This is a genomic window from Rhodococcus sp. 2H158 (genome assembly GCF_053764755.1).
The window spans coordinates 163,354-183,942 of sequence record NZ_JBSNCE010000008.1 but is presented as its reverse complement, the minus strand read 5'-3'; the positions used below and the strand labels follow the sequence as shown (position 1 = coordinate 183,942).

The following is a 20,589-nucleotide window of genomic DNA, read 5'->3' as shown; positions in this document are numbered from 1 at the left end:
CCCCGGCGCTCCCGCGCGCTCTCGGCGCGCTGGGATCCGGTGGGAGCGCGGTGAGAGCAGGCGGGCGCATCGTCGTGGCCATGGACACCACACTCACCATGAACCCCACCCGGAACCGGACCGCGGCCGAGTTGCCGACCGAGATGCTGGAGCGGTTCCGATCCCGTGCCGGCGACCTCGACCGGTCCAACTCCTACTTCGACGAGGACCTCGCCGAGCTGCGGGCCGCCGGCTATCTCGGCGCTGCCGTACCCACGCGCTACGGGGGATGGGGCCTCGATCTGGCCCGGCTGGCCGCGAGCCAGCGGCGCCTCGCCCGCTACGCCCCGGCGACCGCGCTCGCGATGACGATGCACTCCTACTGGATCGGGATCGCCACCGAACTGGAACGCACGGGCGACACGTCGCTCCGCTGGATCCTGGAGGCCGCGGTGGCCGGCGACGTGTTCGCCGCCGGACACGCCGAGACGGGCAACGACATCCCGGTGCTGCTGTCGACGTGCCGGGCGCAGCGCGTGGCGGGCGGCTACCGGCTCACCGGCCGCAAACAGTTCGGCTCCAACGGTCCGGCGTGGCGGTGGCTCGGCGCGCACGCCGTCGACGCGGACGCGGCGGGCGGGCCGCACATCGTGCACGCGTTCGTCGAACGAGGCAGCGCGGGGGTGAAGGTCGTGGAGACGTGGGACACCCTCGGCATGCGGCCGACGCAGAGCCACGACACGGTTCTCGACGACGTCTTCGTGCCCGACGACCGCATCGGGCGGGTCGTCCCCGCGGGCGACGGCAGCGACCCGTTCCTCGTGGCGATGACGATGTGGCCGCTCTCGCTCATGGCGGCGGTGTACCTGGGGATCGCCGACCGTGCCCTGGAACTCGCCGTCCGCAGCGCCCGGCGTAAGACCTCGGTGGCGATCGAACGGGGCGCGTACGCGTACAACCCGTTCGTGCAGCACCAGGTCGCGGAGATGTATCTCGAGCTGGACGCCGCCTCGGCGACGCTCGACCGGTTCGTCGCGGACTGGGTGGCCGGCACGGACCACGGCGACGAGTGGGTGCCGAAGGTGTATGCGATGAAGTGGCGGGCGGTGGAGGCGGCCAAACGGGTCGTCGACATCGCCCTCGACGTGGCCGGTGGCGCCGGCATGTTCACCGGGAACGAGCTCGAACGCCTCTACCGCGACGTGCGGTGCGGGGGATTCCACCCCGGCAACGACGCGCTCACCCACGAACTCGTCGGCAAGTCGTTGCTCGGCATTCTCGGCGAACAGCCCAGGTGGTGAGGTCCCGGCTCCCGGCCCGGGCGGTTACAGCGCGCGGAGCGCATGCTCGGCGGCGGCCTCGCCGTCGAGCATCGCGCCGTGTCGTCGCGCCGCCTCGTACGCGTCGTCGCCGAGCGCGGCGCGCAGTCGCGCGCCGAGCTCGTCCAGGGCCACCTCGTCGGCGCCGAAGATGCGATGACCGGCCGCGGTCGCGCGCACGGCCCCCTCGAGCACCGCGGCGTCGCGGTAGCGGTCCAGGCGTTCGAGAAGTCCGGCGATCGAGCGCAGCATCGTCCACTGCGTCGACCACATCCCGGCGCGCCGCCAGTGCGGGATCAGTCGCCGGTACTCGTCGGCGGCGGCCGCCGGATCACCGATCCGGGCGTCGATGGACGCCTTCGACGCACCGGCGAGACCGGTCACGAACGAGGCGTTCGTCTGCTCCGCGATGTCCAGCGCCCGAGCGAAGCGGGCGCGGGCCCGTTCGACGTCGACTGCCAGGTCCGCCTCCCCGGCGCAGTGCCAGACATACGCGGCGTGCGGTGTGCGTGCGTCGGCGACCTCGGCGAGGAGTGCCTCGGCCTGCTCGACGGCGGCCGGGTCACCCGCATAGCCCAACGGCAGCAGCTCGGTGGCACGCGCCATGAGCCGCTGCGCCGGGTCGGTCGCGGCTGCCGCGGCGGCCCGCCGATACCAGGCGGCGGCCTCGTCGAGATGCCCCTCGAACAACTCGTAGCTTCCGCGAACGGTCATCGCCTCCGCTGCCGGCTCGGTCTTCGCCCGCTCGACGGCGCGCAGCGCAGCGGCGCTGAGCCGGCCCGTCTCGGCCACGTCGCCGGACATCCATGCTGCGTAGGCGGCCACCACCCGCACGCGCGCCGCGAACGGACTCCGGCCCTCCGGATCGGCGTCGATCACCATCCGCGCCCAGCCCAGCACGTCCGGTCGCAGCCGGAAGATCCCGTAGTCCAGCAGGGCATTGACGAGACGACCGGCGAGCGCGACCTCGTCGTGGTCGAGCAACCAGCCGAGCGCGCTGCGCAACTCCGGTACGGCGGCATCGATCTGCGACAGGACCGGCTCACCCGGCTGCAGCAGTCGTCGATCGGCGCGGTCGACCCAGTCGACCAGGTGCCGGGCGTGCCGCTCCGCGACGAGGTCGACCCGGCCCTCGCGGGTGAGCTGTTCGGCGCCGAACGCCCGCAGCGTCTCGAGCAGCATGTACCGGCGGCCGGGTATCCGCATCACCAGCGAGCGCTCCACGAGGTGCGTCAACGCCGCGGTGACCGTCCCCGAATCCGTGCCGCAGACCGCCGCGGCGTCGGCCGCGTCGAACGAACCCGAGAACACCGACAGTTCCGCGAAGGTCCGCTGCAGATCCTCCGCCAGCAGCCCGAACGACCACGACACCGCCGCGGCCAACGACCCGTGCCGCGGCGACGTGCGGTACCCCGACGCCAGCAGCTCGAAGCGGTGGTCCAGGCCCGCGGCGACCTCCGCGACCTCGTGGGTGTGCAGGCACGCGGCTGCCAGCTCGATCGCCAACGGCAACCCGTCCAGGCGCCGCACGATTTCGGCGACGCAGGCGAGTTCTCTCCCGTCCGGCTCGAAGCCGGGGACGACGGCCCGCGCCCGCTCCTCGAACAACCGCACGGCCGGTGCGTCCTCGCCGTCGTACGACAGCGTCGGTACCTGGCGGACGTGCTCACCCACAACTCGGAGCCGCTCCCGGCTCGTCGCGACGATCCGCACGTTCGCGCAGGTGGTGAGCAGGCGTTCGACGACAGCGGCGATCGGATCGAGCACGTGCTCACAGTTGTCGAGCAGCAGCACGATCTCGGTGTCGCCCAGCACGTCGGCCACCCGCTCGGCGAGGGAGGTGCCGGGACGGGCGTCGATCCGCAGGGCGGCGGCGACCACGTCGACCGCGGAGTCCGGGTCGGCAGTGGCCAATTCGCACAGCACCACCGGCCGGTCCGGTCGGGCGGCCCGGAGCCGGTGCCCGGCCTCGAGGAGCAACCGGGTCTTGCCGACCCCGCCCGGACCGACCAGGGTCACCAGGCGCCCGGACTCCGCCAGCTCGGTCACCGCCACCGCCAGGGCGTCCCGGCCGACGAGCGACGTCGCCGGAACCGGCAACCGGCCCACCGGCGCCCACACCCGGTCGGCGGCACCGGCCAGCAGTTCCGCGTGGTGGGCCGCCAGTGCCGGCGACGGTTCGATCCCCAGCTCGTCGCCGAGCAGCCGCCGGAAGTCGTCGTAGACCCGTAGCGCCTCGGCCCGGCGCCCGGTTGCCGCGAGCGCCGTCATCAGCAGCGCGCGCGGCCGTTCCCGCAACGGCTGCGCGTCGGCGAGCGCCACCAGTTCGGCAACGAGGCCGTCGGTATCGCCCCGCGCGAGCCGCACCTCGGCCCGGACCTCGTGGGCCCGGGAACGCAGCTCCTCCAGCCGCGTCGCCTCCGCTCGGGCCTCGTCCACCTCGTCGAGTTCGGGGTAGGCGGGACCCTGCCAGCGCGCGAGCACGGCGTCGATCTCGGCCGGCACGCCCGCATCCCCGGTCGTCCCCGCGCTCAGGGCCGCCACGAGGCGGTCGCCGTCGACCTCGACACCGGCCGGATCGAGCCGATAACCCTCACCGACGGACTCGATCAGGCCGTCGGGCAGACCACGGCGAAGCCGGAACATGTGGTTCTGCAGGGCGGCGGCCGGGTCCGCCGGCAGCCTGGACGGCCACAGGGCATCGACGGCGGACTGCGCCGGCACCACCCGGCCCCGCCGGAGCACCAGCAGTGCCAGCAGGCGTCGCTGCAGCAGCCCGTCGGGAGTGATGTCGCGCCGACCCGCATCCAGCACGCGGAGCGGGCCGAGTACCTCGACTCGCACCCGGTCGCCACCCGTGACCACGGAACCATTGGACCACTCCCGCCGGTCTCCTGCCGAGACCCGGGGCCTTCACGTGCGATGCGGTTCCGGCGGATCGGCGGGCCGCATCCACAGCGCCGCGACGAGGAAGCACACCGCCCCGACGAACGTGCCGAGGTCGGCGAGCCGCGGCGCGAGCGTTTCGCCGGCCGGATCGACGTGGGCGCCGACGGCCGAGGCGCCGAATGCGAGCGAACCGAGCATGTTCAGCCACGTGCTGCGCCAGTTGCGGGCGTGCGGATCCCACAGCGCGTCGGTGTCGGTGGTCGCCACCACCGCCAGTGCGCTGCTGACGAGGAAGCACACCGAGCCGACGGCGTCGGGCCGCCACACCAGGTTCCGCTCCTCGGACGCCGTCAAGCCGGCGACGAGCGCGAATCCGGTGCTCGCGTTGAATGCGAGTGTGCCCGCCCACTGCACCGCGGCCGACCACCAGTCGTACCGGTCCACGCGCGTCGCCGCGGGCGGGCGGTGCGTCAGCAGCAGTTGCACGGTCGCTGCCGCGGTGAAGAACCACGAGCCCACGAAGTAGAGCAGATTCGAGGTGGCGGCGGGGAGGACGAGCACGCCGCCGGAACCGGCGGCGAACAGGGCGGAGCCGATGACGAACAGCCGCGATTCGCGGCGCAGCGTCGGCCGGGTGAACACACCCGCGAACGTAGCGGGCGCGGCCCGCCGCCGTGCGGAACCGGAGCCGGGCCGCGCGACGTGGCGTAGGTTCGGCGGGGGAGAACACCCCACGACGAAGGGACCGATTGATGCCCACACGTACCGCTCGCACCGCCTGGAACGGTGGCCTGCAGGACGGCGCCGGACAGGTCGAACTCACCAGTTCCGGCCGCGCCACGTTCGACGTCTCGTTCCCCAAGCGGGCCGCCGAGGACGCCGGCGGCACCACCAGCCCGGAGGAGCTCATCGCCGCGGCACACTCGTCGTGCTACGCGATGCAGCTCTCGGCGCTGATCGCCGAGGCCGGCGGCACGCCGCAGAGCCTCGACGTCACGGCCGACGTCTCGCTCGGCCCCGACCCGGACGGCGGTTTCCGGCTCACCGGCATCAAGCTGACGGTGCGCGGCGAGGTCGACGGCCTCGATGCCGACGGGTTCGCGAAGGCCGCGCAGGGGGCCAAGGAGGGCTGTCCGGTCAGCAAGGCACTGACCGGGGTGGACATCACGCTCGACGCGGCACTCGAATCCTGAGCGATTCCACCACCGCGGGTGCGCACCCGCTGCGGCGACGACCGTGTCGTCCCCGGCACCCGCGCACCCGCGGTGTGGGTCACCGGCTGGCGAGCGCGTCGAGGTAGCGGCCCATCATCCACCGCTGAGCGAGCGGCAGGACCGGCGCGCCGAGCCGGGTGAACCATCGGCCGGGGCGGGAGACGGCGCTGATGTGGCCGAACACCGCGCCGTCGGGCCGTCGCTCGACGACGAACGCCTCCTCACCGCTGACGGGGTGACCGTCGAGGGTGCCGTACGCGAAACCGCGGCGATCCGGCTCGTCGACGACGTAGACCACGCGGCACCACGCACCCCAGCGCGCCGGACCGAACGGTGGATCCAGCCGTACCTCCAGCCCCGCCCGCGGTGGCGGAGTTGTCGCATCGACGCGAAACCCCGCATGCCGCTGCATGTTCCAGCTTTCGAGTGCCCGAACGGCGGTGCGGAACGCGACGTCGCCCGAGCCGAGGCGGCGGGTGAGGTGCGCGTGCCGGAACCCTGCCGGAACCGCGCCGCGCGTGGCGCCGACGTGCGGGTAGTTGAACGAGCGCTGCGCGTTCACGGCGGCGCGCTCAGCCCTGATCGGTGTCCTCGCCGGCGGCCTTGACGTCGAGCACGACCTCGAATTCGAGCAGCGACGCCCCCGACGCGACCGGGCGCTTCGCCTCACCCGCGTGCGCCTGCCGGGCCGGGCCGTCCCGCCACGCCGCGAAGGCCTCCTCCGACTCCCACTGGGTCACCACGAAGTAGCGCGTCTCGCCCTGCACCGGCCGCAGGAGCTGGAAACCGAGGAAGCCGGGCGAGTTCTCCACGGTGTGCGCGCGATGCGCGAAGCGCGTCTCCAGTTCCGGGCCGGCGCCCTCGGGGACCTCGATTGCATTGATCTTCACCACTGCCATGGCGGCGAGCGTACTCCGCTACCTTGGCGGTTGTGTTGCACGACGAAGGTGGTTCCGGGCGGCCGATCCTGCTGCTGCACGGCCTGATGGGCAGCTCCCGCACGTGGCGCCGGCAGTTACCGTGGCTGCGCGCGCACGGCCATGTCCACACCTTCGACGCCGCCGGCCACGGCCGTCCCGCCCCGGATCGGCTCACCACCGAGGCGTTCGTCGCAGACCTCGCCGGGTACCTCGACGGCATCGGTGAACCGCTGGTGGTGATCGGGCACTCGATGGGCGCCCTGCACGGGTGGTGCTTCGCCGCCGCGCACCCCGACCGGGTGGCCGCGCTCGTCGTCGAGGACATGGCCCCCGACTTCCGGGGCCGCACCGCCGCGGACTGGGCCGCGATGATCGCGCGGTGGCCGCAGCCGTTCCCGGACGAGGAGGCGGTCGTCGGCTACTTCGGCGACGTCGCCGGCCGGTACTTCCTCGACTCCTTCGAGCGTCGCGCCGACGGCTGGTACCTGCACGGCGAGGTGGCCACCTTCCGCGACATCTCCGAGGAGTGGGGCGCCCGGCACTTCTGGGACCAGTGGCGGTCGATCTCGGTGCCGGCCCTGCTCGTCGAGGGGGAGTTCACCATCACTCCCGCAGGGCAGATGCGGCGGATGGCCGACGAGCATCCCGGGGCCCGGTACGCCCGGATTCCGGGCGCAGGGCACCTGGTGCACGACGAACGCCCCGACGAATACCGCGCCGAGGTCGAACGATTCCTCCGCGCCCTCGCCTGATCACGCCTGGCCGGCGAAGCCTTCGCCGGCGAGCGCGAAACGTCCGTCGTCGGTCTGTTCCACGAGGCCGTCCACGAGCAGCGAGTGCAGCGCCCGGTCGCGCTGCCCCGGATCCGTGAGCCACACCCGGTCCAGCACCGGCCGTTCGACCGGGACGTCGCTCTCGCGCAGCACCGCCATCAGCTTGCCCCGCACCTGACGGTCGGTGCCCGTGAACTTCTGCACCCGTCGCGGCGGGCCGTCGTGGGCGGGCCGGCCGGCCTCCACCCACGCGCACCGCGGCAGCGGGCACCGGGCGCAGTCGGGCGAGCGGGCCGTGCAGATCGTCGCACCGAGTTCCATCAGGGCTGCGGAGAACGTCGCCGCCCGCTCGCGGGTGCGCGGCAGGAGCGACTCGACGTCGGCCAGGTCCCGGGTGACCGACGGATTACCGGGTTCGGCGGCACCGTGCACCGCCCGCGCGACGACGCGACGGACGTTCGTGTCCACCACCGGGACGCGCCGGCCGTACGCGAAACAGGCGACCGCCCGCGCCGTGTATGCGCCGATGCCCGGCAGCGACAGCAGCACGTCCACGTCGGCAGGGACCACGTCGCCGTGCTCGGTGGCCAGGACCCCGGCGCACTCGTGCAGCCGCAGCGCCCGGCGCGGATATCCGAGCCTGCCCCAGGCGCGCAGCACGTCGGCCTGGCTCGTGGCGGCCATCATCGACGGCACCGGCCACCGCTGCACCCACTCCAGCCAGATCGGTGCCACGCGGGCCACCGGCGTCTGCTGCAGCATCACCTCGCTCATCAGGATCTGCCAGCCGGTGACGCCCTCCTCGCGCCACGGCAGATCCCTCGCCTCGGTGGCGTACCAGCGCAGCAGGGCGGTCGCGTCGACCGGCATCTCTCACATCCTCCCGTCCCGTTGTCGGCCCGATTTAGCCCCGCGGTAACTCCACCGAGCGGGATGCGTCACAGTAAGGGATGGATAATGCCCTTATGCCGAACTCCAACCCCATATCCGCGTGGAAGGCCCTGACCGAGGGTAACCAGCGGTTCGTCAGTGGTACCCCGCTGCACCCCAGCCAGGGCATCGACCACCGTGCCACCCTCGTCAACGAGCAGCACCCCATCGCGGTGCTCTTCGGATGCGGCGACTCGCGGGTGGCCGCCGAGATCATCTTCGACCAGGGCCTCGGCGACATGTTCGTCGTGCGCACCGCCGGGCACGTGATCGACAGCGCGGTGCTCGGCTCGATCGAGTACGCGGTCGGCGTGCTGAACGTGCCGCTGATCGTCGTGCTCGGTCACGACAGCTGCGGCGCGGTCAAGGCCACCCTGGACGCCCTCGACAAGGGCGAGATTCCGCCGGGATTCATCCGGGACATCGTCGAGCGCGTTGCGCCGTCGATCCTCATGGGCCGCAACGACGGGCTGTCCACGGTCGACGAGCTCGAGGGCCGCCACGTGGTGGAGACCGGGAAGCTGCTCAGCCAGCGGTCCCAGATCATCGCCGAGCGCATCGCCAACGGGCAGTGCGCCATCGCGGGCGTGACCTACAAGCTCTCCGACGGTCACGTCCAGTTGCAGGGGCACGTCGGCGACATCGGTGTGACCGTCGACTGACGCGACACGCCGACTTCGGTGCGGCGGCGCCTCGCCGGTGGCACATACCGTGTGAGGCGTGCTTGAACCGACCGGGCCGCTGCCCCCCGAGATCTACTGGCGTCGACGCGCGCTCGCCGTGGGTGTCGGCGTGGTCGTGCTCGCGCTCGTCGTGTGGCTCGTCCTGTCCCTGACCGGCGGGGGCGACGACCCGGAGCCCGACCCGGCGGCCGCCGGCGTCTTGACGTCCGAGACCAGCACCACCCGCACACCCACCAGCAGCACCGGGAGCGACGAGGCCGACGGCGTCGCCGCCGCCGGCCCCGGCGGGTCCTCCGGTGGTTCCGATTCGGGGTCGTCCCAGTCTGGGTCGTCCCAGTCGAGCACGACGTCGGGGTCCGCCGGGTCCTCGGGTTCCGCGGCGGCGAGTGCGTCCGCCGTCGCGGCCGGGCAGTGCCCGGACCAGTCGCTCGCCGTGCGGGTGACCGCGGACCGGCCCAACTACCAGTTGGGCGAGGAGCCCGAGTTCACCATCGTCATCACGAACATCGGCACGACCGCCTGCGAGCGCGACCTCGGCGCGGGCCTGCAGCAGGTGCTGGTCTTCTCGCTCGACGGCAGCCGGCGGCTGTGGTCGAACACCGACTGCTTCCCCGAGTCCACCGCGGATGTGCGCGAGCTGCCGCCGGGTGGGCAGGCCGCCTTCGCGGTGAAGTGGTCCGGAACGACCTCCGAGCCCGGTTGCCAGGCGCCGCGGGAGCGGGTTCCGGCCGGCGCCTACACGGTGGTCGGCCAGCTCGGGGGCCTGCGCAGCACGCCCGAGCCGTTCAACATCGCCTGACGGGCCGACGTCGCCCGACCGCGCCGCGGTCGCGGATCAGTCGTACGGGCCGCTGATCGACGATTCCGCCAGCCGCGACAGCCCTTCGCGGATGTAGCGGGCCCAGAGCCCGCCGATGCCCTCCACGGACTGCAGGTCCGCCGCCGTCGCCGCCAGCAGGCCCTGCAGGCTCCCGAACGAGCCGACCAGCCGATGGATCTGCGACGACTGCAGCCGCGGCACCCGATGCAGCACGCGGTAACCGCGCGGACTCGTCGCCGCGTCCAGCGCCTCGATCGTGCCCGGATACCCGAACACGCGCGCCAACGTCGTCAGATCCAGCAGATCGACGTCGGTGAGCCGATCCAGCGCGGCGAGGGTCTGCTCGACGGCGACGAGCTGCGGCGCCTCGGTGCCGGCCAGATAGTCCCGCACGATCAGCTGCCGGGCCAGGTCGTTGTCGCCCACCAGCTCCTCGAGCTGCAGTGCCAGCTGCCGGCCGTCGGTGCCCAGTTCGAGCACCTCCTGTTCGATCTCCACCGAGACGCGGCGCACCATCTCGAGCCGCTGTGCGACGGTGAGCGCGTCGCGCAGCGTCACGAAGTCCTCGATCTCCACCACCGACAGCTGCCGGGTGACCTCGTCCAGCCGCGACTTGTAGCGCTCGAGCGTCGCGACGGCCTGGTTGGCGCGGGAGAGGATGGTCGCCGAATCGTTGATCACGTGCCGCTGGCCGTCGACGTAGACGGTCACGATGCTCATCGACTGGCTCACCGACACCACCGGGTAGCCCGTCTGGATCGCGGTGCGCTCCGCGGCGCGATGCCGCGTGCCGGACTCGACGGTGGGGATCCGGTGATCGGGTACCAGCTGCACGTTGGCTCTGACGATGCGGCCGCCGTCGGTGGACACCACGACCGCGCCGTCCATCTTCGACAGCTCCCGCAGCCGGGTGGGGGCGAACTCCACGTCCAGTTCGAAGCCGCCGTCGCACAGCGCTGCCACGTCGTCGTCGAACCCGAGAACGATCAGGCCCCCGGTGCGGCCGCGCAGGATGCGCTCGAGACCGTCGCGCAGGGCGGTGCCGGGCGCGAGCCGGGCGATGGTCTCGCGCAGCGTCACGGACGGTGCCACATCGGTCATCGATGGATCCTTCCCGTGTCCGGCCGGTGCGGCGAACGTCACTTCGTGTCGGTCCGCTCGGGGGAGCCGACCGAACCGCCGACTAGATTACTGCCCCATGAGCGGTACCTGGACCCTGCCCGACGACCTCACCCTTCCCAAGCTTCCCGACGACCATCCCGGGGCGGGCGCGCCGATTCCGTCTCATTGGAGCAAGTGCTTCGGTTGCGGCGACGACCAGCCCGCGGGAATGGCGATGCAGTTCACGTTCGGCGAGGGTCTCGAGATCACCGGCATGCTCGACGTCGCGAACCGCTACCAGGGTGGTCCCGGCTTCATCCACGGCGGGATCCTGACCACGGCGTTCGACGAGGCGCAGGGCATGGCGTGCATGGTGCTGCGCCGGCCCGTCGTCACCGGCCACCTGCAGATCGACTTCGCCGAGCCCATCCCCCTCGGATCGGTGCTCGAGCTGCGCGCCCGGATCGACGGGACGGTGCGCCGCAAGGTGTACACCAGCGCGGAGGCCCGCATCGTCGAGGGACCGTTCGCCGACCCGGACGTCGTCGTCGCGACGTCGCGCGGGTTGTTCGTCACCGTCGGTGCACAGCACTTCGACAAGGCCAAGGACTTCGTCGACGGGGTACCCAGGTCGCCGCACGGCACCTCGTCCGTGTAGCCGCCGCAATCACTCCGGCAGGAGGGGAACGGCCGGGTGCGGACGCCGGCCGAGCAGTGAGGCCGATGTGAGTGCGCGCGTGCCGAACCGGCCGTGCACATCGTCGAGCACGGCGTCCAGCGCGTGGCGGTCGACGGGCGGATGGCCGGCCGCCGCACCTTCGGCGGCCGGTTCGTCGAACGGCAGCTCGAGCTGTTCGGTGTCCGCGGAGTCGAGATTCGACACGGCCACGCCGATCAGGGTCAGCCCCCGGTCGGCGACCAGCGGCCCCGCTTGGACCAGCAGTTCCCGCGCGGCGCCGAGGACGACGTCGGTCCGGGCGGTGGGTCCGCGCAGCGTGTGCGACCGCGTCACCCGCGTGTAGTCGGCGAAGCGCAGGCGCAGCACCACGGTGCGACCGGGCCGCCCGGCCGCGCGCATGCGGCCGGTGACCCGTTCCACCAGCATCCGCAGCGTCGCGTCGACCTTCTCGGGATCGTGTCCGGCGGCGCTGTGGGGCCGGCCGAGGGCGTGCTGCGCGCCCATGGACCGGCGCCGGTGGTGGGGGCGGACCGGTCTCGGATCGTGCCCGTGCGCGAGCGCATGCAGGTGACGTCCCATGGACTTGCCGAGCAGGGCGACGAGCTCGGCCTCGCTCTCCCGCGCCATGTCGGCCACGCGGCGGATGCCGTGCGCGTGCAGGGTCGCGGCGGTGACCTTGCCGACGCCCCACAGTCGTTCGACAGGCAGCGGGTGGAGGAACTCTAGTTCCCGGTCGGGAGGCACCACCAGCAGCCCGTCCGGCTTGGCGACGCCGCTCGCGACTTTCGCGAGGAACTTGGTCCGGGCCACCCCCACCGTGATCGGCAGCCCCACCTGTTCGGCGACGTCGCGCCGCAGCCGGGCCGCGATGTCCGCCGGGGTGCCGCCGATTCGCCACAGCCCGGCGACATCGAGGAAGGCCTCGTCGATGGAGACGGCCTCGACGAGCGGCGTGGTCTGCTCGAACACCGTGAACACGGCGCGGCTGGCCCGTGCGTACGCGTGCATGCGGGGAGGAACGAGGATCGCCGCCGGGCACAGGGCGCGGGCGGCGCGCCCGGACATGGCCGTCGCGACGCCGCAGGCCTTGGCCTCGTAACTGGCGGCGAGCACGACGCCACCCCCGCCCACGATCACGGGCCGGCCGCGCAGGCCCGGGTCGTCGCGTTGCTCGACCGACGCGTAGAACGAGTCGAGGTCGGCGTGCAGGATGGTCGCGTGACCGGACACGAACACATGTTCGCACCCGGTGCCGACACGTCTACATGCCCAGCGCGGCGAGCGCCTGACCGACGTTGCCGACCTCGATCGGATCCCCGTCGGAGGCCGGGGACCGCGACGTGCGGCCGCCCGCCGGGGCCGCCGCGGGTTCGTGCGGCACGATCGCGCGGGTGAATCCGAGCCGCCCCGCCTCCGCGATGCGTCGCCCGACCCCGGTGACCCGGCGGACCTCGCCGGCGAGGCCGACCTCGCCGAGCAGCACTGTGCCCGGCGGCAGGGGGCGCTCACGTGCGGCCGACGCGACCGCCAGGGCCAGGGCCAGATCTGCGGCCGGATCGGTGATGCGCATGCCGCCGACGGTCGAGGCGTAGACGTCGCACTTGCCGAGCGGCAGCCGGCATCGCCGCTCGAGTACCGCCAGCACCATCGCGACCCGTGCCGCATCCAGGCCGCTGACCGCGCGCCTGGGTGCGGGGTTCTGCGTCGGCACCACCAGCGCCTGCAGTTCGCCGAGCAGCGGCCGCTTGCCGTCCATGGTGACCGTGACGGCCGTGCCGGCCACTTCCTCGGTCCGATGGTGCAGGAACAGGCCCGACGGGTCGCTGACACCGACGATGCCGCCCTCGGTCAGTTCGAAGCAGCCCACCTCGTCGGCGGCGCCGAAGCGGTTCTTCACACCCCGCACCATGCGCAGGGTGGAGTGCTTGTCGCCCTCGAAGTGCAGCACCACGTCGACCAGATGCTCGAGCGAACGCGGACCCGCCACCGCACCGTCCTTGGTGACGTGCCCGATGAGCAGCACCGGGACGCCGCTGGCCTTGGCGAGGGAGGTCAGCGCGCTGGTCACCGCCCGGACCTGGGTGACGCCGCCGGACACGCCCTCCACGTCGGCGGCGAGCATCGTCTGCACGGAGTCCACCACCAGCAGCGTCGGCTTGACCTGCTCGATGTGTCCGAGGATGGTCGCCAGATCCGACTCGGCGGCGAGGAAGACGCGTTCGTGCACCGAACCGGTGCGGTCGGCGCGCAACCGTACCTGTCCCGCCGATTCCTCCCCGGTGACGTAGAGGGCCCGGTCGTCGCTGCCGCGCCGCGCCCAGCGGTGGACCACCTCGAGCAGCAGGGTGGACTTGCCCACGCCGGGCTCCCCGGCGAGCAGCACCACCGAGCCGGGAACGACGCCGCCGCCGAGCACCCGGTCGAGTTCCTCGATGCCGGTGGGCTTCGCGTGGGTGGTCCGGCTGTCGACGAGGGTCAGCGGCGTGGCCGGGGTCGTGGGGAGAACTGCCGAGGCCCCGGCGCGGGCGAGCGAGGTGCCGGGCCGCGACGACACCGCGGCGGGCAGGGCCGGCGCCTCGTCCATCGAACCCCACGTCCCGCACTCGGGGCAGCGGCCGACCCATTTCGCGACGGTGTGCCCGCAGTCGGTGCAGCGGTAGATCGACTTCGTCTTTGCCACCGCGTCAGCCTAGGGCCGGGGGCCGACACGAAAACGGGGCCCGGGGCGAGCGGAGTGCTCGCCCCGGGCCCCGGGTGCCTCGGGGGTGCCGGTCAGTGACCCTCGCCCTCGACCGGCGACTTCTCGGAGACGTTGCGCTCGACGTCCGTGCCGGCGTCGACCGGGACCTGCATGGTGACGTCGCCGGCCTCGGCGAAGGTGAACGTGACCGGGATGGTCAGGCCGGGGCGCACGCCCTCCTTCAGTCCGGTGAGCTCGACCTGGGCCACGGACGGGGTGTCGGATGACTCGGCGGCCTCGGCGGGACGCGGGGACTCGTCGGTCGAGGCCTCGGCGGTCGCGTCCTCGGCGAGGGCTTCACCGGTCAGGCCGGCCGAGATCGAGGCCTGCGGCTCGATGCGCAGGCCGGACACGCCGGTGGCGGAGGACGCGAAGTCGGTGGTGATGCGGGTCAGCTCGTCGGGGGTGGTCTCGCTCAGGTTCACCACGGTGAAGCCGAGCGCGGCCTTGCCGCCGGGTTCGAGGCTGTACTCCTCGGAGTCCGGGTAGATCACGTGCACGTTGCGCAGCGCGATGTTTCCGAGCTCGGCGCTGTTGCCGTTGACCGCGGCCACCTGGGTGGCGGTCTGGCTGATCTGACCGGCGCCGCAGGCGGACAGCGTGAGCGCCGCACCCGCGGCCAGGGCGAGAGCGGTCGCGACTCGGCGAGTCGGCGCTTTGGGAGCAGTCACGGGTTGTCCTCCACTCGAGTAAGGCTCGCAATCCACTAGGCAGAGTAGTAGTCGAACGGCGCCGAGTCTGCGCCGGGGGCAGAAGTCGGGGCTTTCGTCCCGCTCGGGCCGCGTCCGCGGGGCTGCGAGGGGCCGCTCCGGGTGATGTGTCGAACATCACCGGATGCACGTAACCAGTTGGCTGTCAAGTCCTACGCGCACGCGTCTGTGCCCCTGACCTGCGCCGTTGATAAGAGCCGGACGTAAGCACGTGTTAAACTCGAAGAATCGAAAGGGGCACGGGACACATGATTTTCAAGGTCGGAGATACCGTCGTATACCCCCATCACGGTGCGGCGCTGATCGAAGCTATCGAAACGCGCACCATCAAGGGTGAGCAGAAGGAATATCTGGTTCTGAAAGTCGCCCAGGGCGACCTGACGGTTCGGGTACCTGCGGATAATGCGGAATACGTCGGTGTTCGCGACGTGGTCGGGCAAGAAGGCCTCGACAAGGTTTTCCAGGTGCTGCGTGCACCGCACACCGAAGAGCCGACCAACTGGTCGCGGCGGTACAAGGCCAACCTCGAGAAGTTGGCCTCCGGAGACGTGAACAAGGTCGCCGAGGTCGTGCGCGACCTGTGGCGGCGGGAGCAGGACCGCGGCCTGTCCGCAGGTGAGAAGCGGATGCTGGCCAAGGCGCGGCAGATCCTCGTCGGCGAGCTCGCGCTCGCGGAGGGCACGGACGACGTCAAGGCCGACAGCCTGCTGGACGAGGTGCTCGCCGCCGCTTCCTGAGCGGCCACGCGAACTGCAGAATTACAGATGAACGATCGCAACGGGCCGGTCGTCGGAATCATTCCGGCGGCCGGCCGTGGTGTACGTCTGGGCGAATCGCTGCCCAAGGCGTTCGTCGAACTCGACGGGCGCACGATGCTGGACCGGGCGGTGGAGGCCATGCTGGCCTCGGCGGTGGTCGACCGTGTCGTCGTGGTGGTGCCGCCGGAGCTGGTGGCGTCCGTCGCGGCCACGGCGCCGGCGCGGGTGTGCGTGGTGGCGGGCGGCGCAGAACGCACCGATTCGGTGCGCGCCGGACTGGCGGCGGCGGAGGACGCAGCCTACGTCCTGGTGCACGACGCCGCACGCGCCCTCACTCCGCCGCGGTTGTTCGCCCGGATCGTGGTGGAACTGCGCGGCGGACGGTCCGCGGTGATCCCCGTGCTGCCGGTCGCGGACACCGTCAAGAGCGTCGACCGCGACGGCCGTGTCACCGGCACCCCCGACCGGTCCGTCCTCCGGGCGGTACAGACCCCGCAGGGATTCGACGCCGGCCTGTTGCGCCGCGCCAACGCCGGCGCCGGGGACGCGACCGACGACGCCGGTCTCGTCGAGCGCCTCGGCGAGGGCGTGTACACCGTCCCGGGCGAACCGCTCGCCTTCAAGATCACCACACCGCTCGATCTGGTCCTGGCCCGCGCCGTGCTCGCGGCCGGGGCCCCCGTCGAACAGGAGAGCTGAGTGCGCGTCGGGATCGGAACCGATGTCCATCCGATCGAGCCCGGACGGCCGTGCTGGCTGGCCGGTCTGTTGTTCGAGGACGCCGACGGGTGTGCGGGGCATTCGGACGGTGACGTCGCGGCCCACGCGCTGTGCGACGCCCTGCTCTCCGCGGCCGGTCTCGGCGACCTCGGTTCCGTCTTCGGCACCGGCCGGCCGGAGATGGACGGCGCGAGCGGCGCGTCCATGCTCGCCGAGGTGCGGCGCCTGCTCGACGGCGGGGGCTTCGCGATCGGGAATGCCGCCGTCCAGGTGATCGGGAACAGGCCCAAGATCGGTCCCCGCCGCGACGAGGCGCAGCGGGTGCTGTCCGAGGTGCTCGGGGCGCCGGTGTCGGTGTCGGCGACGACGACGGACGGCCTCGGCCTGACCGGGCGCGGCGAGGGCGTCGCGGCCGTCGCGACGGCACTCGTGTTTCCGCGCGACGACGACCGGTAGGATGGCCGGTCGTGACCTTGCGCTTGTTCGACACCGAATCGCGGGCCGTGCGGGATTTCGTTCCGCTGGTCCCCGGCCGGGCTTCGGTGTATCTCTGTGGCGCGACGGTCCAGGGTGAGCCCCACATCGGTCATGTGCGCAGCGGCGTCGCCTTCGACGTGCTGCGGCGCTGGCTCATGGCGAAGGGCCTGGATGTCGCCTTTGTGAGAAACGTCACAGACATCGACGACAAGATTCTGCGCAAGGCCACCGAGGCGGGCCGGCCCTGGTGGGAGTGGAAGACGACCTACGAGCGGGCCTTCGCCCGCGCCTACGACCAGCTCGGTGTGCTGCCGCCGTCCGTGGAGCCTCGCGCGACGGGTCACGTCACCCAGATGGTCGAGCTGATGCAGCGCCTGATCGACGCCGGGCACGCCTACGCGGCCGACGGCAACGTCTATTTCGACGTGCTCAGTTACCCCGAGTACGGCCGGCTGTCGGGCCACCGGATCGACGACGTCCATCAGGGGGAGAGTGCGGGGAGCGGCAAGCGGGATCCGCGGGACTTCACCCTGTGGAAGGCGGCGAAGCCGGGCGAGCCGTCGTGGCCGACGCCGTGGGGCCGCGGCCGCCCGGGCTGGCACCTCGAGTGCTCCGCGATGGCCGAGTACTACCTCGGCGAGTCCTTCGACATCCACTGCGGCGGAATGGATCTCGTCTTCCCGCACCACGAGAACGAGATCGCCCAGGCCAAGGCCGCCGGCGACGGGTTCGCGCGGTACTGGCTGCACAACGGCTGGGTCACGATGGGCGGCGAGAAGATGTCCAAGTCGCTCGGCAACGTGCTGTCCATCCCGAACGTGCTCGCCCGGGTGCGGCCCCAGGAGCTGCGGTACTACCTGGGCAGCGCCCACTACCGGTCCATGCTCGAATACTCCGACGCCGCGCTGCACGAGGCGGCGGCCGGGTACCGCGGCCTCGAGGCGTTCGTCCTCAAGACCCGGGACCGGGCCGGCGACATCCCGGTAGGAACGTGGACCGAGGAGTTCGCCGCGGCGCTCGACGACGACCTCGGCGTGCCGAAGGCGCTCGCCGAGATCCACGGCCGGCGCAGCGAGGGCAACAAGGCGCTCGACGCCGGCGACCTGGACACCGCGGTGCACATCGCCGCGCAGGTACGCGCCATGCTTGGCATCCTGGGGGTGGACCCGCTCGACCCGCACTGGGCCGAGGTGGCCGGCCGCGACTCGGCGGCCCTCGAGGCCCTCGAGGTGCTGGTGGCCGCCGAACTCGACCGCCGGCAGGCGGCGCGGGCCGCGAAGAACTGGGCGCTCGCCGACGAGGTGCGCGATCGATTGACGGCGGCGGGCATCGAGGTGACCGATACGCCGAACGGACCCGAGTGGTCCCTGAAAGCAGGGCAGTGATGGCTGGTAATTCTCAGCGACGAGGTGCGGTCCGCAAGGGCGGCACCAAGAAGGGCCAGGTCGTCGGGTCCGGCGGGCAGCGCCGCCGCGGCCTCGAGGGCCGCGGGGCCACCCCCAAGGCCGAGGACCGGCCGTACCATCCCGCCGCGCGGCGCGCCCGCGCCGCGGCGAAGGCCACCGACAAGCGCGGCCGCAGCACCGCCGGCCGCAAGGGCGAGGACGGTCCCGAGATGGTGCTCGGCCGCAACCCGGTCGTGGAGTGCCTGCGCGCGGACGTTCCCGCAACGGCGCTGTACGTCGCGGTCGGTGCCGAGGCGGACGAGCGGCTCAAGGAGGCCGTGCAGCGGGCCGGGGACGCGGGCATCTCGATCCTCGAGGTTCCGCGCGGCGAGCTCGACCGTCTCACCGCCAACGGCATGCACCAGGGCATCGGGTTGCAGGTCCCGCCGTACCGCTACGCCCATCCGGACGACCTGCTGGCCGTCGCCCACGACAACCACGAGCGGCCGCTGCTGGTGGCCCTCGACAACATCACCGATCCGCGGAACCTCGGCGCGGTGATCCGGTCGGTGGCCGCGTTCGGCGGGCACGGCGTGCTGATCCCGCAGCGGCGCAGCGCCGCGGTCACGGCGGTGGCGTGGCGGACCAGCGCGGGTGCCGCGGCCCGCCTCCCCGTCGCCCGGGCGACGAACCTGACGCGCACCCTCAAGGAGTGGCAGTCCCGGGGCGTCCGGGTCGTCGGGCTGGATGCGGGGGGCGACACCAACCTCGACGACTTCGACGGCACCGATCCGGTGGTGATCGTCGTCGGCTCCGAGGGCAAGGGGCTCTCGCGCCTGGTCCGCGAGACGTGCGACTCGATCCTGTCGATCCCGATGGCCGGCGACGTGGAGTCGCTCAACGCGTCCGTCGCCGCCGGCGTCGTGCTCGCGGACATCGCGCGTCAGCGCCGCCTGCAGTAGTCCCCGGATCCGCGCCGACGGTCGGCCGCGACACCGATCGAGGTGGCGGCCGACCGGGGACCACGCGGCCGGATGTTCCGGGGAACGGTTCCGTCCCCGACTGCGTCGAATCGGGTAGAGCGATCGACCGCGGACGGGGGACACATGGCACATCGAACCGAATTCACCGGACGGATCGAGATCGATCCTCCGCTGAACCGGCACGAGATCGACTTTCTCGTCGCGTTCGCCGGCCCGGCGAGTGGCCCGCACCGGTCGCCCGCCGACGGACTGCCCAGGCGGGGGCGCCCGCTGTCGTGGTGCCAGTGGGTGCCCACCGCCGACGGCACCGCACTCGTGTGGAACGGCGGCGACTGCTTCTACTTCTACACGGAGTGGCTGGCCTACCTGATCGACACCTTCCTCTCGCGCCGGGCGCGGTTGCGCCGCGCGTCGCGGGGCCCGCGTGCGACGGTCCCGTCCGGATGCGCGGGTTTCACGTTCGACCACGTGCTCGACGGCACGGTCGACGTTCGCACGCCGGCCGGCACGTTGCGACGAATCACCGTGCGGGACAATCGCGTCGAGGAACACGTCGTTGCGGGCCCGGGCCTCGCGGTCCGGTCGTCGTCCGATGCGGCGGTGTCCTGACCGGTTTCGGAGTCACCGCGTGAGGGTGGCGACGAACCGCACCCGGTGCCCCGGCTCGAGCTGCGCGGCGACGGGAAGATCGGCGGGCACGACGACGGCGATCACCGGGTGGTCGCCGACGACGGGATGGTCGGCCAGGAACAGGATGGGGTTGCCGTCGGGGGGGACCTGCACCGAGCCCGCGACGGTCGGCTCCGGGCGGTCGGTCCCGCCCCGCGCGAGATGCAGCCTGCCCGGGCCGTGCAACCGGATGCCGACGCGGTCCAGTTGCGGCGTCACGGTCCATGTCTCGTGCAGCAGCGCGTGCACCGAACCGGCGCTGAACACCTCGGAGTGCCGGCTCAGACGCACACGCAGCATCGCCGGATCCTCGATCGGGGCCGGTGGCGGGATCTGCTCCTCGATGGGCAGCTCGCCCGCCAGGGTGCCGACCGGTAGCCGGTCACCGTCCCTGAGCGGGGCGGGGCCGGTCCCGGTCAGGGTGTCGGTGGACCGGCTGCCGTGGGTCTCGGGCACGTCGATTCCGCCGCGCACCGCCAGGTACGAGCGCAGCCCGCTCGACGGGCTGCCCAGGGCCAGCACGTCACCGTCGTTCAGCCTCAGCATCGCGTAGTCGGCCTCGGGGTGGCCGTCGACGGTCACCGGCACGCGGGCGCCCGTCACCGCGACGACGTTCGCGCCGATGCTGCGCACGGTCAGCCCGCCGGCGGCGATCTCGAGGGTCGCGGCGGTGGGCTCGTTGCCGACCAGCCGGTTGGCGGCGTCGTGCGCCGCGCGGTCGGCGGCGCCGGACGTGCCCAGCCCGCGGTCCTCGTGTTCCGGCCGGCCGCGGTCCTGGACGGTGGTGAACATCCCGCTGTGGACGACTTCGAGCCCCTGCATGGGGAAATTGTCCCCGGA

Annotated in this window: 22 protein-coding genes; 12 read left to right on the top strand and 10 right to left on the bottom strand. The window is 72.4% G+C overall.

Going from position 1 to position 20,589, the window contains the following annotated elements; all coding sequences use genetic code 11:
- Nucleotides 1-80 precede the first annotated feature (80 nt).
- Nucleotides 81-1,280, top strand: a complete 1,200-nt coding sequence (locus tag ACWPOB_RS10195) for an acyl-CoA dehydrogenase family protein (RefSeq protein WP_455400732.1) — start codon at nt 81-83, stop codon at nt 1,278-1,280.
- 24 nt (nt 1,281-1,304) lie between these two features.
- Here ACWPOB_RS10195 and ACWPOB_RS10190 read toward each other — a convergent pair whose 3' ends face one another.
- Nucleotides 1,305-4,163, bottom strand: a complete 2,859-nt coding sequence (locus tag ACWPOB_RS10190) for an ATP-binding protein (RefSeq protein ID WP_455400731.1) — start codon at nt 4,161-4,163, stop codon at nt 1,305-1,307.
- 48 nt (nt 4,164-4,211) lie between these two features.
- Complete coding sequence (locus ACWPOB_RS10185) at nt 4,212-4,829, bottom strand: YrhK family protein (protein WP_100059172.1); 618 nt, start codon at nt 4,827-4,829, stop codon at nt 4,212-4,214.
- 110 nt (nt 4,830-4,939) lie between these two features.
- Here ACWPOB_RS10185 and ACWPOB_RS10180 point away from each other — a divergent pair, with 110 nt between their 5' ends.
- On the top strand, nt 4,940-5,380 hold the full coding sequence (locus ACWPOB_RS10180) for an OsmC family protein (protein ID WP_006947898.1): 441 nt from the start codon (nt 4,940-4,942) through the stop codon (nt 5,378-5,380).
- Nucleotides 5,381-5,459: 79 nt separating this feature from the next.
- Here the strand turns inward: ACWPOB_RS10180 and ACWPOB_RS10175 are convergent, their stop codons facing one another.
- Together ACWPOB_RS10175 and ACWPOB_RS10170 are read right to left on the bottom strand one after the other, a co-directional pair.
- Entirely contained in the window at nt 5,460-5,963 is a 504-nt protein-coding gene (locus tag ACWPOB_RS10175) for a DUF1990 family protein (protein ID WP_100058866.1), read from the bottom strand.
- A 10-nt stretch (nt 5,964-5,973) separates the two neighbouring features.
- Nucleotides 5,974-6,300: an antibiotic biosynthesis monooxygenase family protein gene (locus tag ACWPOB_RS10170; RefSeq protein ID WP_006947900.1), complete on the bottom strand. Its 327-nt coding sequence runs from the start codon at nt 6,298-6,300 to the stop codon at nt 5,974-5,976.
- A gap of 32 nt (nt 6,301-6,332) precedes the next feature.
- Here ACWPOB_RS10170 and ACWPOB_RS10165 point away from each other — a divergent pair, with 32 nt between their 5' ends.
- The gene (locus ACWPOB_RS10165; RefSeq protein ID WP_100058864.1) at nt 6,333-7,073 is read left to right on the top strand and encodes an alpha/beta fold hydrolase; all 741 of its coding nucleotides are present in this window, start codon (nt 6,333-6,335) and stop codon (nt 7,071-7,073) included.
- Here the strand turns inward: ACWPOB_RS10165 and ACWPOB_RS10160 are convergent, their stop codons facing one another.
- Nucleotides 7,074-7,964 carry an A/G-specific adenine glycosylase gene (locus ACWPOB_RS10160; protein WP_455400730.1) on the bottom strand — a complete coding sequence of 297 codons (891 nt, stop codon included), beginning with the start codon at nt 7,962-7,964 and terminating at the stop codon, nt 7,074-7,076.
- A gap of 95 nt (nt 7,965-8,059) precedes the next feature.
- On the opposite strand from ACWPOB_RS10160, the gene ACWPOB_RS10155 reads away from it, so the two are divergent.
- Together ACWPOB_RS10155 and ACWPOB_RS10150 are read left to right on the top strand one after the other, a co-directional pair.
- Complete coding sequence (locus ACWPOB_RS10155) at nt 8,060-8,686, top strand: carbonic anhydrase (protein WP_100058177.1); 627 nt, start codon at nt 8,060-8,062, stop codon at nt 8,684-8,686.
- A 58-nt stretch (nt 8,687-8,744) separates the two neighbouring features.
- On the top strand, nt 8,745-9,506 hold the full coding sequence (locus ACWPOB_RS10150) for a hypothetical protein (protein ID WP_455400729.1): 762 nt from the start codon (nt 8,745-8,747) through the stop codon (nt 9,504-9,506).
- A 36-nt stretch (nt 9,507-9,542) separates the two neighbouring features.
- Here the strand turns inward: ACWPOB_RS10150 and disA are convergent, their stop codons facing one another.
- Nucleotides 9,543-10,628 (bottom strand): DNA integrity scanning diadenylate cyclase DisA, encoded by a 1,086-nt coding sequence (disA, locus tag ACWPOB_RS10145; protein ID WP_006947908.1) that lies wholly within the window; start codon nt 10,626-10,628, stop codon nt 9,543-9,545.
- Nucleotides 10,629-10,725: 97 nt separating this feature from the next.
- On the opposite strand from disA, the gene ACWPOB_RS10140 reads away from it, so the two are divergent.
- Complete coding sequence (locus tag ACWPOB_RS10140) at nt 10,726-11,286, top strand: PaaI family thioesterase (RefSeq protein WP_100058175.1); 561 nt, start codon at nt 10,726-10,728, stop codon at nt 11,284-11,286.
- Between the two features lie 9 nt (nt 11,287-11,295).
- Here ACWPOB_RS10140 and dinB read toward each other — a convergent pair whose 3' ends face one another.
- The 3 genes from dinB to ACWPOB_RS10125 all read right to left on the bottom strand — a co-directional run bounded on the left by dinB (nt 11,296) and on the right by ACWPOB_RS10125 (nt 14,718).
- Nucleotides 11,296-12,543: a DNA polymerase IV gene (dinB, locus tag ACWPOB_RS10135; protein WP_455400728.1), complete on the bottom strand. Its 1,248-nt coding sequence runs from the start codon at nt 12,541-12,543 to the stop codon at nt 11,296-11,298.
- A gap of 25 nt (nt 12,544-12,568) precedes the next feature.
- Complete coding sequence (gene radA / locus ACWPOB_RS10130) at nt 12,569-13,987, bottom strand: DNA repair protein RadA (protein ID WP_455400727.1); 1,419 nt, start codon at nt 13,985-13,987, stop codon at nt 12,569-12,571.
- Nucleotides 13,988-14,079: 92 nt separating this feature from the next.
- Entirely contained in the window at nt 14,080-14,718 is a 639-nt protein-coding gene (locus tag ACWPOB_RS10125; protein WP_100058144.1) for a copper chaperone PCu(A)C, read from the bottom strand.
- 287 nt (nt 14,719-15,005) lie between these two features.
- Between ACWPOB_RS10125 and carD the strand changes: the two genes are divergently transcribed.
- From carD to ACWPOB_RS10095, 6 genes are all read left to right on the top strand, one after another.
- Entirely contained in the window at nt 15,006-15,494 is a 489-nt protein-coding gene (gene carD / locus ACWPOB_RS10120) for an RNA polymerase-binding transcription factor CarD (RefSeq protein WP_003935974.1), read from the top strand.
- Between the two features lie 27 nt (nt 15,495-15,521).
- Entirely contained in the window at nt 15,522-16,214 is a 693-nt protein-coding gene (ispD, locus tag ACWPOB_RS10115; protein WP_100058143.1) for a 2-C-methyl-D-erythritol 4-phosphate cytidylyltransferase, read from the top strand.
- On the top strand, nt 16,215-16,691 hold the full coding sequence (ispF, locus tag ACWPOB_RS10110) for a 2-C-methyl-D-erythritol 2,4-cyclodiphosphate synthase (protein ID WP_455400726.1): 477 nt from the start codon (nt 16,215-16,217) through the stop codon (nt 16,689-16,691).
- A gap of 11 nt (nt 16,692-16,702) precedes the next feature.
- Nucleotides 16,703-18,097, top strand: a complete 1,395-nt coding sequence (cysS, locus tag ACWPOB_RS10105) for a cysteine--tRNA ligase (RefSeq protein ID WP_029540772.1) — start codon at nt 16,703-16,705, stop codon at nt 18,095-18,097.
- On the top strand, nt 18,097-19,059 hold the full coding sequence (gene rlmB, locus ACWPOB_RS10100; protein WP_455400725.1) for a 23S rRNA (guanosine(2251)-2'-O)-methyltransferase RlmB: 963 nt from the start codon (nt 18,097-18,099) through the stop codon (nt 19,057-19,059). The genes cysS and rlmB overlap by 1 nt, the downstream gene beginning before the upstream one ends.
- Nucleotides 19,060-19,203: 144 nt before the next feature.
- Nucleotides 19,204-19,689 carry a hypothetical protein gene (locus tag ACWPOB_RS10095; protein ID WP_455400724.1) on the top strand — a complete coding sequence of 162 codons (486 nt, stop codon included), beginning with the start codon at nt 19,204-19,206 and terminating at the stop codon, nt 19,687-19,689.
- A gap of 12 nt (nt 19,690-19,701) precedes the next feature.
- Here ACWPOB_RS10095 and ACWPOB_RS10090 read toward each other — a convergent pair whose 3' ends face one another.
- On the bottom strand, nt 19,702-20,571 hold the full coding sequence (locus ACWPOB_RS10090) for a 5-oxoprolinase subunit C family protein (protein WP_455400723.1): 870 nt from the start codon (nt 20,569-20,571) through the stop codon (nt 19,702-19,704).
- Nucleotides 20,572-20,589 lie beyond the last annotated feature (18 nt).